This is a genomic window from Enteractinococcus fodinae (genome assembly GCF_031458395.1).
Lineage (GTDB): Bacteria > Actinomycetota > Actinomycetes > Actinomycetales > Micrococcaceae > Yaniella > Yaniella fodinae.
In genome coordinates this window covers 2,132,025-2,151,543 of record NZ_JAVDYJ010000001.1, presented here as the reverse complement: position 1 = coordinate 2,151,543, position 19,519 = coordinate 2,132,025, and the positions used below count along the sequence as shown (strand labels likewise).

Annotated in this window: 17 protein-coding genes and 2 tRNA genes; 6 read left to right on the top strand and 13 right to left on the bottom strand. The window is 56.4% G+C overall.

The window, feature by feature from the left end; all coding sequences use genetic code 11:
- Positions 1-43: 43 nt before the first annotated feature.
- From pcaG to J2S62_RS09970, 9 genes are all read right to left on the bottom strand, one after another.
- Positions 44-637 carry a protocatechuate 3,4-dioxygenase subunit alpha gene (pcaG, locus tag J2S62_RS10010; RefSeq protein ID WP_310174284.1) on the bottom strand — a complete coding sequence of 198 codons (594 nt, stop codon included), beginning with the start codon at positions 635-637 and terminating at the stop codon, positions 44-46.
- A complete protein-coding gene (pcaH, locus tag J2S62_RS10005) occupies positions 624-1,436 on the bottom strand; it encodes a protocatechuate 3,4-dioxygenase subunit beta (protein WP_310174283.1) in 813 nt (270 codons plus the stop codon). Before pcaH ends, pcaG begins: the two co-directional genes overlap by 14 nt.
- A gap of 26 nt (positions 1,437-1,462) precedes the next feature.
- Positions 1,463-2,653 (bottom strand): 4-hydroxybenzoate 3-monooxygenase, encoded by a 1,191-nt coding sequence (locus J2S62_RS10000; protein WP_310174281.1) that lies wholly within the window; start codon positions 2,651-2,653, stop codon positions 1,463-1,465.
- A 93-nt stretch (positions 2,654-2,746) separates the two neighbouring features.
- Positions 2,747-3,520, bottom strand: coding sequence for an IclR family transcriptional regulator (locus J2S62_RS09995; RefSeq protein WP_310174279.1), 774 nt, complete (start codon positions 3,518-3,520; stop codon positions 2,747-2,749).
- An 81-nt stretch (positions 3,521-3,601) separates the two neighbouring features.
- Entirely contained in the window at positions 3,602-5,263 is a 1,662-nt protein-coding gene (locus J2S62_RS09990) for an SLC13 family permease (protein ID WP_310174277.1), read from the bottom strand.
- 241 nt (positions 5,264-5,504) lie between these two features.
- Positions 5,505-6,794 carry an MFS transporter gene (locus tag J2S62_RS09985; protein ID WP_310174274.1) on the bottom strand — a complete coding sequence of 430 codons (1,290 nt, stop codon included), beginning with the start codon at positions 6,792-6,794 and terminating at the stop codon, positions 5,505-5,507.
- A 1,180-nt stretch (positions 6,795-7,974) separates the two neighbouring features.
- Positions 7,975-8,103, bottom strand: coding sequence for a putative transporter small subunit (locus J2S62_RS09980; RefSeq protein WP_310174271.1), 129 nt, complete (start codon positions 8,101-8,103; stop codon positions 7,975-7,977).
- A gap of 1 nt (position 8,104) precedes the next feature.
- Entirely contained in the window at positions 8,105-9,823 is a 1,719-nt protein-coding gene (locus tag J2S62_RS09975) for a sodium:solute symporter family protein (RefSeq protein ID WP_310174270.1), read from the bottom strand.
- A gap of 943 nt (positions 9,824-10,766) precedes the next feature.
- A tRNA-Ser gene (locus J2S62_RS09970) sits at positions 10,767-10,857 on the bottom strand.
- A gap of 135 nt (positions 10,858-10,992) precedes the next feature.
- Between J2S62_RS09970 and J2S62_RS09965 the strand changes: the two genes are divergently transcribed.
- The 5 genes from J2S62_RS09965 to J2S62_RS09945 all read left to right on the top strand — a co-directional run bounded on the left by J2S62_RS09965 (position 10,993) and on the right by J2S62_RS09945 (position 15,529).
- Positions 10,993-12,009 (top strand): NAD(P)H-quinone oxidoreductase, encoded by a 1,017-nt coding sequence (locus J2S62_RS09965; protein WP_310174269.1) that lies wholly within the window; start codon positions 10,993-10,995, stop codon positions 12,007-12,009.
- Between the two features lie 14 nt (positions 12,010-12,023).
- Entirely contained in the window at positions 12,024-12,470 is a 447-nt protein-coding gene (locus tag J2S62_RS09960; protein ID WP_310175845.1) for a hypothetical protein, read from the top strand.
- Positions 12,470-13,237 (top strand): TVP38/TMEM64 family protein, encoded by a 768-nt coding sequence (locus J2S62_RS09955; protein WP_310174268.1) that lies wholly within the window; start codon positions 12,470-12,472, stop codon positions 13,235-13,237. Before J2S62_RS09960 ends, J2S62_RS09955 begins: the two co-directional genes overlap by 1 nt.
- 92 nt (positions 13,238-13,329) lie before the next feature.
- Positions 13,330-13,956 (top strand): TetR/AcrR family transcriptional regulator, encoded by a 627-nt coding sequence (locus J2S62_RS09950; RefSeq protein WP_310174267.1) that lies wholly within the window; start codon positions 13,330-13,332, stop codon positions 13,954-13,956.
- Positions 13,957-14,011: 55 nt separating this feature from the next.
- Complete coding sequence (locus J2S62_RS09945) at positions 14,012-15,529, top strand: MDR family MFS transporter (protein ID WP_310174265.1); 1,518 nt, start codon at positions 14,012-14,014, stop codon at positions 15,527-15,529.
- A gap of 89 nt (positions 15,530-15,618) precedes the next feature.
- Here the strand turns inward: J2S62_RS09945 and J2S62_RS09940 are convergent.
- The 4 genes from J2S62_RS09940 to tmk all read right to left on the bottom strand — a co-directional run bounded on the left by J2S62_RS09940 (position 15,619) and on the right by tmk (position 19,127).
- Positions 15,619-15,691, bottom strand: a tRNA-Thr gene (locus J2S62_RS09940).
- Between the two features lie 76 nt (positions 15,692-15,767).
- Positions 15,768-17,306 (bottom strand): alpha/beta hydrolase, encoded by a 1,539-nt coding sequence (locus J2S62_RS09935; RefSeq protein ID WP_310174263.1) that lies wholly within the window; start codon positions 17,304-17,306, stop codon positions 15,768-15,770.
- Positions 17,307-17,325: 19 nt separating this feature from the next.
- On the bottom strand, positions 17,326-18,498 hold the full coding sequence (locus J2S62_RS09930; RefSeq protein WP_310174261.1) for a DNA polymerase III subunit delta': 1,173 nt from the start codon (positions 18,496-18,498) through the stop codon (positions 17,326-17,328).
- Positions 18,498-19,127: a dTMP kinase gene (gene tmk, locus J2S62_RS09925; protein ID WP_310174259.1), complete on the bottom strand. Its 630-nt coding sequence runs from the start codon at positions 19,125-19,127 to the stop codon at positions 18,498-18,500. The genes J2S62_RS09930 and tmk overlap by 1 nt, the downstream gene beginning before the upstream one ends.
- A 66-nt stretch (positions 19,128-19,193) precedes the next feature.
- Here tmk and J2S62_RS09920 point away from each other — a divergent pair, with 66 nt between their 5' ends.
- The gene (locus tag J2S62_RS09920) at positions 19,194-19,508 is read left to right on the top strand and encodes a DUF2516 family protein (protein WP_310174257.1); all 315 of its coding nucleotides are present in this window, start codon (positions 19,194-19,196) and stop codon (positions 19,506-19,508) included.
- Positions 19,509-19,519 lie beyond the last annotated feature (11 nt).

Genomic DNA, 19,519 nt, shown 5'->3' with positions numbered 1-19,519 from the left:
GATACCCGCCCGAGTTCACGGGCGGGTATCGCGTGGCTGAAACCTAAGCTTTCGGGTAGGTCATACCCGGAAATTGGAAGAAGACGGTTTCTTGGTCACCTTGCAGGTGAATATCGAAGAGCAACCGTTTGCCGTCGCGTTTGGCGATCAGCGTCTGGGCGCGATCTCCCAGGGCCACCAGAGTTTCGTCATGGTCGATTCCCTCGGTGTCCGGCAGGTAAACACGGGTGTGCAGTTTATTGAGCAACCCGCGGGCGAAGACGACGACGTGGATGAAGGGGGCCTTGCCGGTGTCGGTCGCACCGGGCTCTACCGTGGTGAAACGGTAGGTTCCGACGTTATCGGTGGTTGCGCGTCCCCAGCCGGTGAAAGCAAATGGGTCACGAATCAGCGAACCGTCCTGGGTGGGGATGTTGCCGTGTTCATCCGCCTGCCAGATTTCGATCATCGCATCCGGGATGGGGGTGCCTTGACCATCGTAAACGGTGCCAGTCAGCTGCACGGCCCGAGCATCACCCGGGGGCACCAGGTTGTCTCCATTTTCAAAGGGTAAATGGACGCTTTCGGCGGCGTTGAAATACCCGAAGAACGGGCCAATGGTCTGGCCGGGTGTTGGGGTGAGATCATTCGTGGTCATGGTCTTCGTCCTCCATCAAAGTGCGCTGGGAACCGGTGAGTACAATGTCCCAGTAGTACCCGGTATTCCATTCGTGGCTGGTCACCGAGTGGTCGTATGTCGCCACGAGGCGATCGCGGGCTTTTTGATCTGTAATGGACTGGTAAATCGGATCCAGCGCAAATAACGGGTCACCTGGAAAATACATTTGGGTGATCATGCGTTGGGTGAAGTCGGTACCGAACAACGAAAAGTGGATGTGTGCCGGCCGCCAGGCGTTGTGGTGATTCTTCCACGGATACGGTGCCGGTTTGATCGTGGTGAACTCATAAGAGCCGTCATCACCGGTGATGGCACGTCCCACTCCGGAGAAGTTTGGATCAATGGGGGCTGGGTGCTGATCACGCTTGTGGATGTACCGGCCAGCAGCGTTCGCCTGCCAAATTTCGATGAGTTGTCCACGCACTGGACGACCATTACCATCAAGCACGCGGCCACGGACTTTGATACGTTCCCCGATGGGCTCGCCGTTGTGCTGAACGGTCAGATCGGATTCTAGGATGTGGACGTCACGGTGCCCGAAGGCCGGCGAGGCCAGTTCGATGGTTTCAGGGTCGGTGTGGTGCAGATCCTTGGTAGGGTGACGCAGCAGCGAAGAACGGTAGGGCGCAAAGTTCAGCCTCGGTTGGGTTTCTTCTTGGGAGCTGTCGGCTTCGACCCCGGCGCGGTAGGTCGCGTGGAGGTCTTCGATTTCAGCGGTGATTGAGTCCTGAGAGTCGGCTGTGGCCAGCGGATCTAGGCGTTGGTTTTGCTCAGACACTTCACAATCCTTTCATTATTCGTAGCTTATTCATGCGGCCAGCCGCAGTACGACTCGGCAAGATATTGACGGCCATATTTTGAGCCCACCACGGTGTGGAGTTCCCCAATGGCACGTCGGGTTTCAAATGAGGAAGCGTCTTTTCGGGTGTGCAGCATGCTGGTCATCCAGTAGGAGAAGTTCTGCGCTTTCCATACCCGCCGCAACGCAGTCTCGGAGTAGTCATCAATGCCGGTGGTCTGACCGGTGGTGAAGAACTGTTCGAGCGCGGAAAAGAGCACTTTGACATCGGCAAAAGCCAGGTTGAGACCTTTGGCGCCGGTTGGTGGGACCGTGTGGCCAGCGTCGCCGGCCAAAAACAGATTGCCCCAACGCATCGGTTCTGCCACGAAAGAGCGGAATTTTAGTACCGTCTTTTCAAAAATCGGTCCGCGTTTGAGCTGGAATCCGTCGGGACCGTCCACTCGGGCTTGGAGTTCGTCCCAAATCTGATCTTCCGTCCATTCATCCGGGTTTTCGTCGGGGTCACACTGAAAATAGTGACGCTGGACCGTCTCGTTGCGCTGCGAAATCAGTGCGAAACCGCGAGGCGAGTTGGCATAAATGAGTTCCTCGGCACTTGGTGGGGCTTCGGTGAGAATGCCGAACCACGCAAAGGGGTACTCGATCTTGTGTTCTTGGCGCGTCTCCGATGGGATCGCGCGCCGGCAGAAGGATCGCGAACCATCAGTGCCGACCACAATGCGAGCTTCGATGACCCCTGGGTTGCCCTCAGCATCGGTGTAATGAATTTTCGGTGCGTCAGTTTCGACATCTGCCAATCCGGTCACGGTGTGTTCGTACCGAACATCGCCACCGTCGCGAGCGCGAGCAGCGGCCAAGTCCACGAAGACTTCGTTTTGGGGGTAGAGCCAGACCGATGCGTCAATGAGTTCTTTGAAATTGATGCGGTGGGATTGCCCGTCGAACCGGAGATCGATGCCGTGGTGTTCGTAACCGATCTCGCGAATGCGTGAGTCGACGCCGTATTCGGTCAGCATTTCCACGGCACCGGTTTCCAGGATGCCGGCGCGGTGAGTGTTCTTGATGGTTTCGTGGTCGCGGGTTTCGAGCACGATGTTGTCAATGCCCGCCCGGGAGAGCAGGTGCGACAGCATTAATCCTGCTGGACCGCCTCCAACGATTCCCACCTGTGTGGTTTCTACTTGCTTAGCCAATCGAGCTCCTGTTGGTCGCACAACGTGTAACGCTTCCTTCAAGTGTCTGCCACAAGCGGTGTCCTACGCCACCGTATTCTCATTCAGTGAGAATCACCGTGGGTCGGCGACCGGGTGCAGGGCGCGGGTGAGGCCCCGAGATGCGGCCATCAGCACAGGAATCACAGCAGAGCGCGGTTCAAAGTCGTCCGGAATCACCACTGAGATCGCAGCAATAGCGATGCGGTTGCGACCAGTGGGCTTATCAAAGACCGGAACGGCGGCACCGGTTGTGCCATCATCGAGCATGCCATCGAGCATTGCGTAACCGTCCTGTCGAATCTTCGCCAGGGTGTTAGTCATGCTGCCGGTTGCCGGATAGGAAATCTGTTTGGCTTCTGGATAGTGTTCGAAGTACTCATCAATGACGTGTTGGGGCTGGAACGCTAATTGCACCAGCCCCATAGACACGGTATGCACCGGCATGCGGGTCGCAACGGTTGCTTGGTTGACCACAGATCGGCGCGATGACAAGCGCTCCACGACCAGTAGTTCGTGGGCATCGAGGACGGACAACTGGGTGTGTTGTCGAAAAATTGACTGCACGTCATCTAAGAACGGCATGGCCGCGGTCCGCAGACTCACAGCAGGGGAGGAGCGTGCCGCTAATTCCCATAAGCGCATGCCTAACCCGATGGAACCATCGGGGTAGCGGGTCAGGATATCTTCCTCGGCGAGCTGGCCGACTAACCGATACGTGGTCGCCAGGGGAATGTCTGTCAGTCGGGATAGTTCTGCCACAGTGACCTGTCGACGCTGGGCATCAAAGGCTGCCAGGATGCGCAGCACCCGATCTAGTACGGTCTCACCGGAAGAAGAATTCGTCATGAGATGGTTAAGTTTAGCTGCTTCCTGAACTTCAAGGATGGCCACAGTGTCTGGAGCTGACCGCAGGCTCCGGTCTGGTCACTAATACGTGATGCCAAATACCCACACCAGCAGCGTCATGGCGGTGATGGTAATGAGAATAACGCCCAGCAGGTTGATCAGCGCCCCGCCTTTGACCATTTGGCCGATGGTGACATACCCGGAGGCGAAGGCGATCGCATTGGGTGGGGTAGCGACCGGCAACATGAACGCGCACGTACCGGCCAGCGCGACCGCTGCGGTGAGCATCAGAGGTTCAATACCGGTACCCATCGCGATGCCCGAGGCGACCGGCAGGAAGGTTGCTGCGGTCGCCGTATTTGAGGTCATTTCGGTCAGTAATAAAATCCCTGCGGTGGCCAAGGCAACCATGACCCACACCGGGACGCCAGCAAGAGTTTCGGCTTGAGTCCCTAGCCACTCTGACAATCCAGAATCGGAGAACTGCGATGACAGCGCCAGCCCACCGCCGAATAAGAGAAGCACACCCCAGGGCAAGCGCAGGGCGGTGTCCCAATTCAACAACCGGACCCCTCGATTCGCTCCGCCGGGCAGGATGAACAACGTGACTCCCACGATCATCGCGATGCCAGCATCTGATACCACGGGTTCTTCCAGCCCGAACACATACTCCGAGATCAGCGGCACTGAAATCCAGGATATCGCAGCTATTAGAAAGACGATCAGCACGGACCGTTCTCCGGTGGCCATTGGACCTAGCTTTTGCCACTCGTTGCGAATGAGGTCCGCGCCTCCGGGGATCTCTTTGGTTTCGGGCTTGAAGACAACTTTTGTGAGGATGAACCATGCCCCGATCATCAAAACAATGGACAGCGGGACGCCGACCATCATCCACCGACCAAAACCAAGCTCCAGATCGTGAGTAGCTGACATGTGAGCAGCAAGCAACGCGTTGGGAGGGGTCCCAATAATGGTGCCTAACGAACCGATGGAGGCTGAGTAAGCAATCGCGAGCATGAGTCCGGTGCCAAAGTTGGTTTTGGAGACCTCGGCGATCTCTTCTTCGGACGCTTCGGTTTCGGCACTGCTTTCGATTGCCTCAGCGGTATCTGCACCGTCGGTGATCTTTTTGACCAAGATCAGGACCGAAAGTCCAATAGGTATCATCATGACTGCGGTAGCGGTGTTGGAGACCCACATGGATAAAAACCCGGTGGCGATCATGAACCCGGCGATGAGCGCATTGGTGCGGGAGCCCATACTGCGCAGGACCAGCAGGGCGATGCGTCGGTGTAAGTTCCACCGTTGCATCCCTAATGCCAGCAGGAACCCGCCCATGAACAGAAAAATGATCTCGTTGCCGTAGTTCGCTCCGACCTCAGAAACGGTCACGCCACCGTCGGATTCTTCGGCGGGCACCAGGAGCGGGAAGATAATCAGCGGTAACAGGGCGGTGGCGGGGATGGGAATGGCCTCGGTCATCCACCAGATCGCCATCAGCACAGCGGTTGCCGCGGTCAATTTAGGCCACACGGCCAGATCGGCCGGCAAGACCAGATACAGCAAGACCGCAGCGACGACGCCGCCGGCCAGCCCCAGCATCTTTCGCAGCCATTCGTTGTGTTTGACCCCCGGTGCTTTCATCCCCTCGGAGAGCTCTTGTTCAGCTGAGGCGCGTTGCACGGGGTCAACGCGTTGTGGATGACTTCCGGTGGCTTTGCGTGACGAATCCTCCTGGACCATGTCATCCCTCCAGCGTTTGATGCTGCCTCAGGCTCGCATTCCGGTACATGCTGTCTCGGTAAGTTGTTGTTCGTCAGCCTATGTGAGGTGGTGCATTAGCTCAATGGCTATGGCGATATAAAAGAGCAGACTGCGTAGGAACGCTCTATGACCTACCTTCGAGTGGGGGACCGCAGGGTTTAAATACATCGAGGGCATGCCCCACAATGTGGGAGCGATGCCCTCGAATGATGAGCAGGAGTTAGGCTGTGACTTGGTTGGTCACAGCTTGTTCGTTGAGTAATTGCTCGGGACTTTTGGAAGGTGTTGGCACCCGGGATTCTTTGGCCATGCGGATACCTAAAATGCTCAGTGCGGACAACCCGGCGATGAGCCACCAACCCAGGGCGGAACTGCCCATCTCCGTGCCCAGCGTGTAGACGTACGGGAAGATAACGGCACCCATATTGCCAAGCGTCAATACCAGACCCAAAGCAGTGGCAAAGTCCTGGCTCGGTACCTCTTCAGGGTATTCGCTGGGTGACACGCTTGCTGGTGACAAGTACATCATGCCGAAGATGCCAATCAGGCTCATGATGACCCACAGCATGATGCTATTGACGAATGGGATCAGTACCAACAAGACAACGATGACCGCTGCAGGAATCCACAGCGTGGACAGGAAACGCTTGGCACGGTCTGCGAAGATACCGCCAAGGATCGAACCGGGGATACCGATCAACAGCATGACGAGTCCCAGAAGGCTCGCATTTGTCGCGCTGAAGCCGTGCTCGCTTTCTGCAAAGCCCGGGGCAAGCTGCGAAGCGGTAAAGAAGGCACCGTATGCAGCAACACTGACAATACCGATGCCCCACATGGTCTTCGACTTCAACACTTGCATCGTGCCGGACCAACTGAACTCATCACCTTCGAGTTCGTCCATGTGTTCTGGAATCTGAATGAGCGCGGCAGCGGCGAGAGCAATCACCAGACCGATGGCCGTAGCCACCCAGAGACTGGCGCGCCAGTCCATGGCTTGCATCAGATAGGTCCATACATAGAGGCCGATCGCAGAACCTGCGGTGAGGCCGAGACCGTTAAGAATACCGGCGACAAGTTTGCCATTTTCGGGTTTGGACCAGTAGTTACCGAGCGGGAAAATTGCTGCGACGACCAAAGACATTCCGACACCACCGATAAACCGAGAGGTCAGCATTAGCGCGTAGGAACCAGACATGGCGATCAGACCGCTGGAGATAGCGGTAATGAGGCCACCCCAGACTGCAACGCGCTTCAAGCCCCACGCAGCAGCCGCGAAACCCGCAGGAACGTGAGCGAGTGCGTAACCCAAGAACCAGAGAGAAACCATCAGACCAATTTGAGAGTAACTCAAGCCGAACTCAGCGGTCATGGTCGGGTATGCAGGCACAACTACGTACATCTGCAACCCGTATGAGAATGCTAGAAGCGTCGAAATCGTGATGACGATGCCTCCGGTCCGCCGGTTCTTCGGCGGATTGCCTGTCATGTTCGCTGTCGTATCAGTCTTCAAGAAATTTCCTCCATTGCTTTGGGAACGGTGTGAATGCTATGTAACGCCTAACTTGTGGCCTGTACCTCCATCGCTGGCTCGACACCGCAAAAGCTCATAACTCGTAACCGCATCAAGTTTGCGAGCTTGATGCGGTGTGAAGTCTCGGGTTGAAACTTACAAAGCGGCTTCTTCCCCCGCTGTGATGCGGGTCATCCCAGCCTTGCTCTCCGCCGCCCTCGCTCCGCTTTCTTCGGATCGCGAGGACCGCTGACCTATTTCACCATAGCTTCACAGCAAATTTTTTCGTAATTCTGCCGCCAAAAAGTGAAGATTGCTGCGTTTTCTGTAGCAAAGTGACGGGTAGGTTATTGCTCGGGGTGGCTGTATGAAAGTGCCGCTGCAATGCGCCACAAAAGCGACTCGAGGATTCCGTTCATGCCCTTGTGAATGTTGAGTAATACTGCAACCCATATTTCTAGGTTGCCACCTCGAATACGGGCCGGAATACAGCAGAAACGATGAGGTCAATCTACGCAAAGATTTCATCAATTCCTTTGGTAGCGAACCTTGTCCGTCGTACTGTCCGCAGCTCTTGCTTCGTGTCGGACCCAGGAAGATGTTTTGGGCACCACCTGGACAATGGGCGATGCTAAAAATGATGGCGCGTCTTTTGAGTGACATTTTTCCTGAAGATTTGGGGGAGATTCCCTGACCAAGACGTAGTGATAGCTTGTCTGCACGGGTACAAGCTGTCTAGTAGCTCATTAAGGGAAACAGATGTGTGCGGCTGGTCCCTCACCACTTACCCTGTTTCAGGGCACTCAGCGTAGGTCGGTCACTAGCAAGGTAACTGCATATGCTCGCGACATAGAAAACGAAGCCAAAGATCGTACCGCTAGGGCTCGCCTACACATGGAGAAGAAGGAGTGAACAGGGTAGCTCTATGGCCCTGTTAAGGTGCGTGCGGCAAAGTGAGGCTGTCAACCTGGGGGATGGGGGTGGCCAGAACCTAGTTAAACCTAGTTAAAGTGTCATGGCTGGCTGAGATCGGACCGAACCCAGCTGGCCAGCCGCGGCGGGCTTGGCCGCCCAGCGCCAATAGAATCCGAACATATACAGAGAGATTAGCCTGGTGGTCCAGTCAAAACTTCGGCGGTACTGTCGAGTTTGTGTGGACCACCAGGCTGGTGCGTGTGGGCTAGATAATCATTCGTCCTTCACGACGGGCTCGAGCCCATTCTTTGTAAAATCCGCGCCCGATGACAAACATGATGCTCGCTACTGCAAGTGGCCACATCATGAAATAAATGGTGAGTCCAGTGGTCATATTATTCTCCTTGTTTATCAGCGGCTGCATTTACCATTCGGCTGTGGTCGTTCCGGTCCTCTTCGGGGCTTTCTTCGTCGAAGTCCCCGGTGATCTTCTTGATGACCGAATAGTCGAAGCTTTCCTTGGATCGGAATGACATGAAGTAGCACACCAGGAAGCTGACTGCATAGGCCACCAGTGAACCCGTTAGAACAGAGTAGTCACGCAGAGCGTCGAAACTAAACGGTAAGACAGCGAGCATGCCGATCGTCGCGATGATCAGTGCTGGCTTCATACCAAAGAAGCCGAAGCCCATAATTCCGAGGATGACACCAACACCAACGATGGACAACAGCTCAACCACGTAACCCCAGGTACCGTCGACGGGTATCCACTCGAAGCGTACCGGCAGGAAGATGGTAAGCGCGGTGATGACTGACGTTGTAAAGGCAGCGTTCGTGATCTTTTCCCAGTAGAACGATGCAATGACCGGGAAGACTAGACAGCCCCACATAGCGCCAACAAACACCAGCAAATCCAGAATGCTAAATCGCGCGGTAGCGAAATAGAGTGCTGCCGCGGTAGCGATGATCATAGTGATCCGCCCAATGAAAAGCATGGTGCGTGGGTTGGCTTTGTTTCGGCCCTTGCTCTGACCATAAATGTCTGCCATTGCGATCGACGAGAGTGCTGAGAGGTCGGAATCAGCGGTCGAAGATAAGGATCCAATGATCATGATGAAAGCAAAGCACAGCAAAATTGGGCCGAGATAGGTTCCGGCCATCTGTGGAATGAGGCTGTTGAGGTCGCCATCAAGTGGTTCAAGACCAAGATAGAGCGCGATAACACCGAAGGTGCCAATTCCGATAATGGTAGCCCCATAACCTACGGTTGCAGTGATAAACGTGGGTTTGATGAGGTCTTGACGGACAGCAAAGAGACGCTGGGCGATGGTTTGGTTACCAATGGCGTAAGCCAGTACCGCAGCAATGTAGGGTGCGCCTTGATTCATGAAGGCATCAGATGAAAAGAAGCTCTGTTGCTGGGGTGTGACATTTCCGGCAGCTACACCAGCTTCGAATAACCCTGGGCCGCCAGCAGCGAAGAAGACTACTGGAATGAGGATGGCAGCTGCGCCGAGCATTGCCATAACCTGCATGAAGTCTGTCAAGACAGAGGCCCGGAAACCTGACCACAAGGTGTATAACAGCACGCCTGCCGCAACGACTACAATCCCGGTACCAAAATTCAATGGTGTCAAAATGGCAAAGAGCGCCCCACCGGCGATGAAGTTCGACGTCAACGAGATGGTGGACCCCAGAACATTGGATCCGGCCAGCATAAGCTGGGACGAACGGCCGTGACGTGCATACATGACCTCGGCAAGTGTGTGCGCTTTGGGCGCCACCTGCCGGATGCGTTTACCAAACGGATAGATGAAAAGAATCATCAACGCACCCCATAAGCCGTAGTGGATAGGCCCAGAGATACCGTAGTTATACCCTGCCTCTGCCGACGCATACATGGATGACGCCCAGATCCAGGTGGCTGTCATAGAGGCCGCCGAGATGCCGAAACCGATCTTGTTCCCGGCAGTCATGTAATCATCAGCGTTTTCCTTTTTTCGACCGATGAGATAAGACACGAACAGGGTTCCTCCGTAGAAGAGGACGATCAAGAAAATCACTATAGGGATCGATAATTGAAATACTTCTTGCCCTTCACTAACTGGCGGCACAGTTTTCCTTTCTATTAACGTCCAATAGCACGCACCTTGCGCCTATCCCCGGGGTCGGTCGTTAGTTCGACACGAACTGTGATGAATATTCACCACAGCTGAGGGCCAATTTCCAGACCACACCGGAGCTCACGCAGGGTTCAGACTGGCTGCACAGACCCGGATTAACATCGGCGCGCGCTCTAGTCCAACCCACTTTTCGTGAGCTACAACTCTAAGTTGAACAAGTTTTATCTTTACACAATTGGGTTGGGATCGCGAATTGGATGCGTTGAAGACGCCCTCAAAGATGGGATCGTTACTGTGTCGATGGCTACGCAATCAGTGTTCACGCTCCGTTTCTCGGGTGGGGTTTTAGGGATGTGAATCGCCGGTGAAGCGTGGCATTTGATGAGGTCTTATATATGGCTTTGCCTGAGACAAACCCGGAGATTTCAGCAGGAGGACCGCGCCTGCTTGGATAGGTGACCCCTATGTGCGCGGCTGTCTTGCGGGTAGCCGGGTCTCGGTGCCTATCTCACCCGCTGGTCTCTGGCGCTGCTCGGGCAGGGTGCTCGGTTTTGAGACCCCTCGATACCCTGCACGGGAATGAGGGGCTATCTCCAGCTCACAAAGATCCCTATTATGGCTCGCTCATCCGACAAAGAAGTCTCACGGCCTTAGAAGCTGCTGAGGAATTGAGTTGTGACGTCGCACGACGCGCCAACGGGTGCAACGCTGCCGGATCGGTGGGCTCAACGTGATTAAACCTGAGGCCCGGGCCCCGAAAGCTCGGCCCTGCATCACCACGGCGCCACCAAACTCACCAGGCGCCCACCTGGCACAAGCCCACCGACCCGTGCCCTGACGATTTACAGAGACGACAAAGCCTCAGAAAATGAATTCTGAGGCTTTGTCGTCCAAATCGCGACTCATCTGTCCACGATGTCGCGACTCAGGACAATGGCGGATGGTGGGGGATTTGAACCCCCGGGACGGGGTTGCCGCCCTCTGGTTTTCAAGACCAGTTCCTTCGGCCGCTCGGACAACCATCCAGACGAGGATTCATTGTACCTAATGCATCCCTTGAGAACATAATCGAAGGGTTTAAGGACGGACTGCAGTGTGCCTTTCCTGCTCCAAGCCGCCACAGGTTGACCCAGGAAAATTGAGTAGCCAAGATAAGAGACATGTCATTACCTGCGCGCATGCAAGCCATCCGTTTCATTCCCCAAGACGGGACCACCAAGGCCAGTAAAGAACATCCCGCTGAGATCCGTCTCACCGAGCAGGATGTGCCCAAAGTCGGCCCGGGCGAGGTGCTCATCAAAGTACATGCCGCAGGGATTAACAACGCGGATCTGCTGCAGCGTAGTGGTGGCTATAACGTGCCAGAGGGTGCCAGCGACGTCCCTGGCCTAGAGGTGGCCGGGACCATCGCGAGTATCGGCGACGGGGTACAACAGTGGCAGGTCAATGACCGTGTCGGTGCGTTGCTCGCCGGTGGGGGATACGCCGAGTACGTGGTGGTAGACGCCCGACAAGTCGTGTCGATTCCAGAGCAGCTGGACTATATTGAGGCCGCGGGCATCATCGAAACTGCGGCCACGGTGTGGTTCAACGTGTTTATGACCGGCAAGTTCCAGCCCGGTGACTGGGTACTGGTCCATGGCGGAGCGGGTGGTATTGGCACCATGGCGATCCAGATGGTCAAAGCGATGGGCGGACAGCCGATCGCGACCGCCGGATCCGCTGCCAAAGTCGAATACAGCCAGTTCCTGGGCGCTCATGGCATCAACTACCGCACAGAAGATTTCGTCGAGCGAGTACAAGACATTACCGACGGTCACGGCGTCGATATCATCTTGGATATCATCGCCGGTCAATACTCCGAAGATAATATGCGGGCGCTAGCCCACGGCGGACGCTGGGTGGTCATTGGATCACAAGGCGGCATCAAAGGCCCGATCAACTTCTTGCGACTCATGGCTAAACAGGCCGTTTTGACCGGCAACCTGCTGCGGCCCCGCACCGCCGAAGAAAAGGGTGAGATCCTGACCGGCCTGGTCGAGAACATTTGGCCTCATTTCGTCGACGGGACCATCGATCCGCTGATCGCACAGACCTTCACGCTTGAAGAGACCCAAGCGGCGTACGAGCGCTTTGCCGAACCTGACCGGGTCGGCAAAATTGTGCTCACGATGTGAGACACTAAAGGGTGATGAGACCCCGACCATTTGCGCGCCGTCGTGCCGCAAAGAAGTTAGATCAACAGCTCGGCCATCTGCTGTGGCGCCAAGCTCATGATCGTTTCGCACGCTCGCTCGACCGTTACTGGCAGATCGTTGAGCCGCAAGCATCCAGCACCATCCCACAGGAGCAACTTAACGGTCTGATCAACGCGGGCAATTTTCTCACCGATGCACTGGTGACCGTCCAGAAAATCTGTACGGTGTGTCGCGCGCGGTTTGGTGAACACGATTTGGACGTTCCAAACGGGGCCAATGACATCCACCGCTATTTGTCCCGTGCGGCCAACGACCTCGCAGCCACGGCGCAAGCAGCCGCGATGTTCAAGCGAGGCCAGGCCAGTCTAGAATCTGTTGGACGCCGAGCTGAGAAAGTTCTTGAATCAGTCCACGCCGCAGAACAGCTGTTGGATGCCTAATGTCCCATACTCCCCACGAGGGTGCGCAGCAGCGGCCCGAAGACGACACGAAACCCCTCAACGCCGGATTCGATAAGCCAGTAGAAGCCAACGGTTCCTACGCGGCGCTCGAGGACCATTTCGATTGGGCAGGTCTTATCAGAAACACCGCCCTGGTGATCGTGTTGTTGCTTATGCTGTGGTTGGCCTTCAACGTTCGCTTGCCGTCCATCGACGATCTCCACGATATTATCGCCTCCTGGGGCTGGGCCGCAGCGTTGGTATTTATCGGAGCCTACGCAGTTGTCGCGCTCACCCCCATTCCGGTCACCGTCATGGCAGTCACCGGAGGACTGTTATTTGGTTTTGTCGAAGGCACGGTCTTATCAGTGATCGGGGTGTTCCTCGGATGCTGGGGTGCCTACTGGATTGCGCGCGGTCTCGGGCGAGAATCCATCGCCAAGATGCTGGGCTCGCGCTTTCGTACCGTTGAGCGGCATCTGGATGAGGCCGGGTTCCAGGCCGTGGCGGTGCTGCGACTTCTGCCCGGTTTTCCCTACTGGCCGGTCAATTACGGTAGTGGCGCCTTCGGCGTGAGTCAGCGTGATTATGTCTTCGCCAGCATGCTGTCGGTTATACCCGGCCAGATTTCCTTGGTTGCTATCGGGAGCTTCATCTCGGACCCCACCGTGGTCAACGGCGTGATCGTCGGGATCGCATGGATCGCCGTGCTCATTTTGACTATCTGGGCGTACCGCCAGTGGAAGGCCGCCAAAGAAGACGCCTAGCCGCCAAGCCAAGCTGCGCTGTCATGCCGCCGTGAGTAGAACCGACAGCAAATACTTGCACACTGTGCAAGTTTTTCTTATGGTTGGTTTTTATGACACGCGATGATGAGGCAGTTGTAGGACGGCGAGAACAAAAGAAGCGAGAAACTCGCCGAGCGATTCGCGATGCCGCCTTAGATTTGGCGTTGCAGAACGGCGCGGAGAAACTCACCGTCGAAGCGATCGCCCAGACTGCTGGCATCTCACCACGAACGTTTTTCAATTATTTTGCTTCGAAAGAAGACGCGCTGGTGACGCAGGCAGCAGAGACCGCCGACCAGGTCACCGCCCTCTTGTTGGAGCGTCCGGCCGACGAATCACCGATGCGAGCGTTCCACAAGGCAATTCTTGCTAGTGACTATTTTGGGACCGACCCTATCGACCGAGAACGGGTGCTAGCCCGGCAGCGGTTGATCCAAGACACTCCATCGCTGATGTCACACCACCTGGGCAAAATTGCCATGGTGGAACGTAGTTTTGCCCACGCACTCGCACAGCGCATGGAGACCGATCCGGCTAACGACATGTATCCAGAGCTGTTAGCTGCCATTGCGGTCAGCGCCCTGCGTATCGCAGTGCGGCGTTGGGTCGCACAAGGAAATCAGTCGCTCTATGAGCTTTTGGACGAGGTCTTTGAGCGGTTAGAACACATGGACGCTGACGCGGTCCCCGTGGACTGACACCTCCAGCTCATTCCTCGAGACAGAAGCTCCCCGCAACGAAAGATGGCACCTATTGGCAAGTGAAATCACCGGTTCGATACCTACCGTCGAGGCACGGTACAACACGGCGCAGCACGAACAGACGAAGTACAAACAAGACCACAACGCGCGCAAAAAACCGGTGAACCGTAACGTCGTCCTGGCAGTGCTCGTGTCGGGTGCGTTTGTCGTCATCTTGAATCAGACCTTGATGAATACCGCACTGCCGGCACTCATGGATGACTTTGGTATCACCGCCAACTCCGCACAGTGGGTCACCACAATTTTCATGCTGGTCAACGGGATCATGATTCCGGTAACCGCGTTTCTGATTCAACGGTTCACCACGCGAAGTCTCTTCTTCGCTGCGATGGGCCTGTTTAGTCTCGGCACTTTACTGGCCATACTATCGCCCACGTACCCAGTATTACTTGCCGGACGGTTTATCCAAGCGGCTGGTGGCGGTATCATCATGCCGCTGATGCAGACCATTCTGTTCGCCATCTTCCCGCGGGATAAGCGCGGACAAGCGATGGGCACCTTCGGGCTGGTGATCTCCTTTGCACCCGCCATTGGTCCGAGCATGTCCGGGTGGGTCGTCGAACATTTCCCATGGCAGACCCTGTTTATGATCATGCTGCCCATTGCCATCATCGACATGATCATCGCCTACTTTATTCTCAACAACGTCACTGAACCGACGTATCCAAAACTGGATATCCTCTCCATCGTCTTGTCGACGCTGGCGTTTGGTGGCATGCTCTTTGGGTTTGGCAATGCCGGCAACGCCGGATGGGGCAGTTATACAGTCATTGTGCCACTGGTGGTGGGCTTCATCAGCCTTGGTTTTTTCATCTGGCGACAGCTCACACTCGAGGAACCGATGCTTGAGCTGCGGATCCTCAAAAACCCTATGTTTACGCTCAATACCGTGTTGGGGATGGCAGTTTTCATCACCATGATCGGTGGGATGATCATCCTTCCGCTCTACATGCAGAACATGGTGGACTTTACCGCTACGCAGTCCGGTCTGATGCTGTTGCCCGGCGCGATTCTCATGGGACTTATGTCGCCGGTGACCGGCCGCGTCTTTGACCGCTTTGGCGCCAAATGGTTGGCCGTTATGGGCTTTGCCCTGTTGACCGGGACCTCGGTGCTGTTCGCGATGCTCACCACCGAGACCTCTTTTGCTTACCTGGCCACCGTCAACGCGGTGCGCATGTTGGGTATTGCCATGGTTATCATGCCCGTAACGACGGCAGCGTTGAACCAGCTGCCGCAGCGGATGATCCCGCACGGCGCCGCGCTCAACAACACGATGCGCCAAGTGGCGGCCTCCGTTGGCACCGCAGTGCTGGTCACCGTCATGACCGGCACTGCGTTAGATCCCGAGACGCACGGTGCGGAGGGGCTCATCCATGGCGTCAATGTGGCATTCATGGTGTCGACCGTCATCGCTTTCGTTGCCCTGATTGGGGCGTTTTTCATCCGGCATTCGCGTCCGGAACCTTCCGATGAGGCGACAGACGAGAAGCAAGCAACTCAAGAATGACAGCCGCCGTTGGACGGGGACCAAGAAAAATACCCCGGAACCCGCATTATACTGCGGATTCCGGGGTGGTTACCTCTTCAAGGGGACAGAGCCGACTACCGGATTTGAACCGGTGACCTATTCTTTACGAGGGAATTGCTCTACCAGCTGAGCTAAGTCGGCACTCGGGATGATATCTAGATCATCCGATAAGCGATCATAGTCAGTTTAGGCAGCGAAGGTCAAAACGGGCGCCACGTTACTGACAGACCAACCCGTCCTCGGGCAGTTCGTCGTTCAGAATGTAACCGTCGATGGCGTCAACGATGCATTCATTTTCGGGCGAGTATGCGCCGTGGCCCTCGCCCTCAACGGTGATGTGAATGCTGTTATCCAGTTGCTCTGCCAGCTCGTGGGAGAAATGCAGCGGGGTCGCCGGGTCCGATGTCAGACTCGTCACGATGATTGGGTCGGAACCTTCGGCAGTAATCTCTCCGACGGGCTCAGCGGGTTCAAACGGCCAGCCGTTACAGCCGGAAGAATACGACATATGGGGGCCGAAGATCGGGGCGTGCTCAGCTAGCTCCTCGGCTTCGGCAGCGGCTTGTTCAAAAGTTTTCTCAGTCCCGGAGTAGTCCAGACAATTGATGGCCTGGAAGGCATCTGTGTTGTTGGTGTATTCTCCCGAAGCGTCCCGACCGTGGTAGGCGTCAGCGAAAACCAAAAACAGCGGCTGATAGTCTGAGGTTTCAAAATTGCCATCAATGCCCTGTTCGAAGGCCGTCGCCAACAGATCCCAGCTATCACGCGAGTAGAGCGGCATGACGATACCAAAAAACAGGTCCGAGACCGGTTGGCTTCGGCCGTTGGGGTAGGTCAACGGTTCGTCTTCAACTTGGGCGATAAAGTCCGTGACTGCTGTCAATACCGAGTCGGGATCACCGGGTTGGCCGACATTGCATTCGGAAGAGTCCGCGCACCACGCGGCCCACTCGTGCAGCGATTGCTCAAAACCAGCAGATTGAGCTTTGGTCACTTCAAATGTTTCTGCACTTGGGGCTAAGACCGAATCGAGCACAAATTTGCCGACATTATCCGGGAACAGCTCCGCGTAGGTAGCGCCGAGTTTCGTACCGTAGGAAAGCCCAAAATAATCCAGTTTCGGCTCATCAAGGGCGGCCCGAATGACATCCATGTCCTTGGCAGCCGAGGCCGTATCAACAAACTCTACGATCTCGCCGGACCGTTCTATACACTGTTGGCCCAGCTCTTGGGTTTCCTCAATGGATGCTTGCCACCCTTCGGGGGTGGTGGAGTCAAGACTTTCTTCACGAGATTCATCGAATTCTTCCCCGGTTACGCAGCGCACCGGCTCGGATACGCCCACGCCGCGCGGATCGAACCCGATGGCCGAGATATTTGCTGCCAGGTCTGCTGACAGCATGTGGCTCAGGGATTCTTGTACGAAATCGATGCCTGACGAGCCAGGCCCGCCCGGGTTGAAGAGCATCGGTTGTTCATCGGCCGTTCCCTGTGCCCGCGTGAGATGAATATCGATGCTGGCATCAGCTGGATTGGCATAGTCCATGGGGACCTCGACACTAGCGCACTGATAGTCGACTTGGTCCTCGCACGGTTGCCACTCAATCTGCTGATCATAGTAGCTGGCTAACTCTTCAGGCACAGCCTCGCCTTGACGTTGAATATCGGTCTCGGCGTCATTGCTACCAGTGCAAGCGGTGAGCGCCAACGCGGCGATCGCGCCCAAGGCGGCAAGCGATCGGAGAGTCTGTGCCATAAGAGTTCCTTCGTGGGGGTTAAAGCGGAGCGTGTCGTCTCGTTCGAGGAATAAATGCTAGCAGCATCGCTTCGAGCGCGAGCAGGGGCGGCACATTACCTGCCAGCCGCTTGCGGGCTAGAGTGATCGCTTCCAGCGCGTTCAAACAGTGCTCAGCGCTGATGGTTGCAGCATATTCGGTCAACTTGGTCCGCATGTGCTCGTTGATGAGTTCAGTTTCGGCCGTCACATGCAGGAGCAAGAGGTCCCGGAAGATCCCAGACAAATCAATCATGGCTCGGTCCAATGCGTCATGAATGGCGCGCCGGTTGCGAGCCGTCTGGTTGTCCTCCATCCGACGCACATGCCCCCGCAATTTCGGTGGGATCGGCTCATCCTCGGTCAAACCCAGCGAGCGCAACAAGCCGGCACGTTCCGCCGCATTCCGGTCGGCGGCCGAAGCTTCAGCCTCGTCTTGGACGAGTTTATGCAAGTCATTGGCCGCTTCCATGGCCGCTGACGCGCTCCGAATCGATAGTGGTAGATGCACGATCATGTCACGGCGCTCGCGTGCTTCTGAAGAGCGGGCCAGCCACCGTGCCACCCCGACGTGCGACTGGGAAGCCCGAGCGCAGGTTTGGGCTAATTGGGGCTCGATGCCATCGCGGTCCGTGAGCAGCTGTGCCACATCGGCGACAGCGGGAATCACGAGCTGCACGTGCCGTGTACGTGATCTGATGGTCACCAGCACATCGGCCGGAGACGGGGCCGACAACATCCAGATGGTGCGTTCCGGCGGCTCCTCGATGGCCTTCAATAAGACATTGGTGGCGCGTTCGGTCATGCGATCGGCATCTTCAATGATGATGATCCGCCAGCGCGCCGTTGAGGGCCGGTCGTGTGCATTAGCCACCAGCTCACGCACGTCCTCGATCGCATAGGTGACTTTTTCCGTCGTAACAATATTGACGTCGGCATGGGTGCCAGCGCCGATGGTCGCACAGGCTTGGCAAGCGCCACATCCACGAGCTGTCGGATCGGATTGTTCACATTGCAGGGTCTGGGCAAAAGCCCTGGCGGCAAGGGACCGTCCCGATCCCGGGGGTCCTGTGAATAACCAGGCGTGTGTGGGTGCGGTGATGGTTTGGGTGCCGGTGAGCTGATCGATGACGGCTTGCTGACCGGCTAAGGACTGCCAAACGGGATTGGCCATTACAACTGCACTCCGTGATGGGTTCGAAGGTGTTCCAGGATCTGCTGGGTAATAGTCTTGGCAGGTTGGGTGGCATCAAGAACTAAGTGCCGTTCCGGGGCCGCCTCGGCTTGTGCCAAAAAGGACGCTCGAACCGCTTGCTGGAAACCGTCTGGCGCGGCCTCCATCCGATCCACGAGCGCCCCGCGACCCTGGCGGCGTGGAGCGGCCACGGACTCATCGAGATCCAAAACCACGGTGACATCAGGTGTCACATCGCCCGTGGCGTAGCGATTGATTTCCGTTACGGTGTGCTGACTGATGCCACGACCGGCTGCCTGGTAGGCGATCGACGAGCCCACAAAACGGTCTGAAATGACGATCTTGGCCGCTCCCAAGGCTGGCCGAATCGTTTTGTGCAGATGATCGGCGCGAGCTGCGGCGAACATCAGGGTTTCGGTCATGGGATCAATATCGTGAGCGGGATCTAAGATGATGTCGCGCAGGATCTCGGCGATCGCAGAGCCACCGGGCTCACGAGTGACGACCACTTCGTGGCCGGCGGCGCATAACGCCTCGGAAACGGCTGCCACCTGGGTGGATTTGCCCGTCCCATCGGCGCCTTCAAACACCACAAATAACCCCGTCACGACACAACCTTTCAAAGTCTGCTCCCACTAGCCTAATACGCCCGCCCGAGTCGTTAGACTAGATCCATGGATTTCTTGCAGATGGTGTTACTAATCGAATATGGCCTATATGCCGCGCTGGCGCTCGTAGGTGCCGGTATGGTGATCTGGGCGATGGCTGATGCGGTACGCCGTCCGGCCTCGACCTTTGAAAACCACAGTAGACAAACGAAATCCACCTGGCTGTTGATTTTGGGCGCGGCCCTGATCTTCGGACTGGGTTCAGCCGCCTTGACCGTATTATACGGCGGGCGTATCGGGCTGTTCGGCCTGGCCGCGATCGTGGCTGCCGGAGTCTACCTGGCCGGTCCGAAACGTGAATTCCAAACGTGGTCCTACTGAACGGGTAAAGT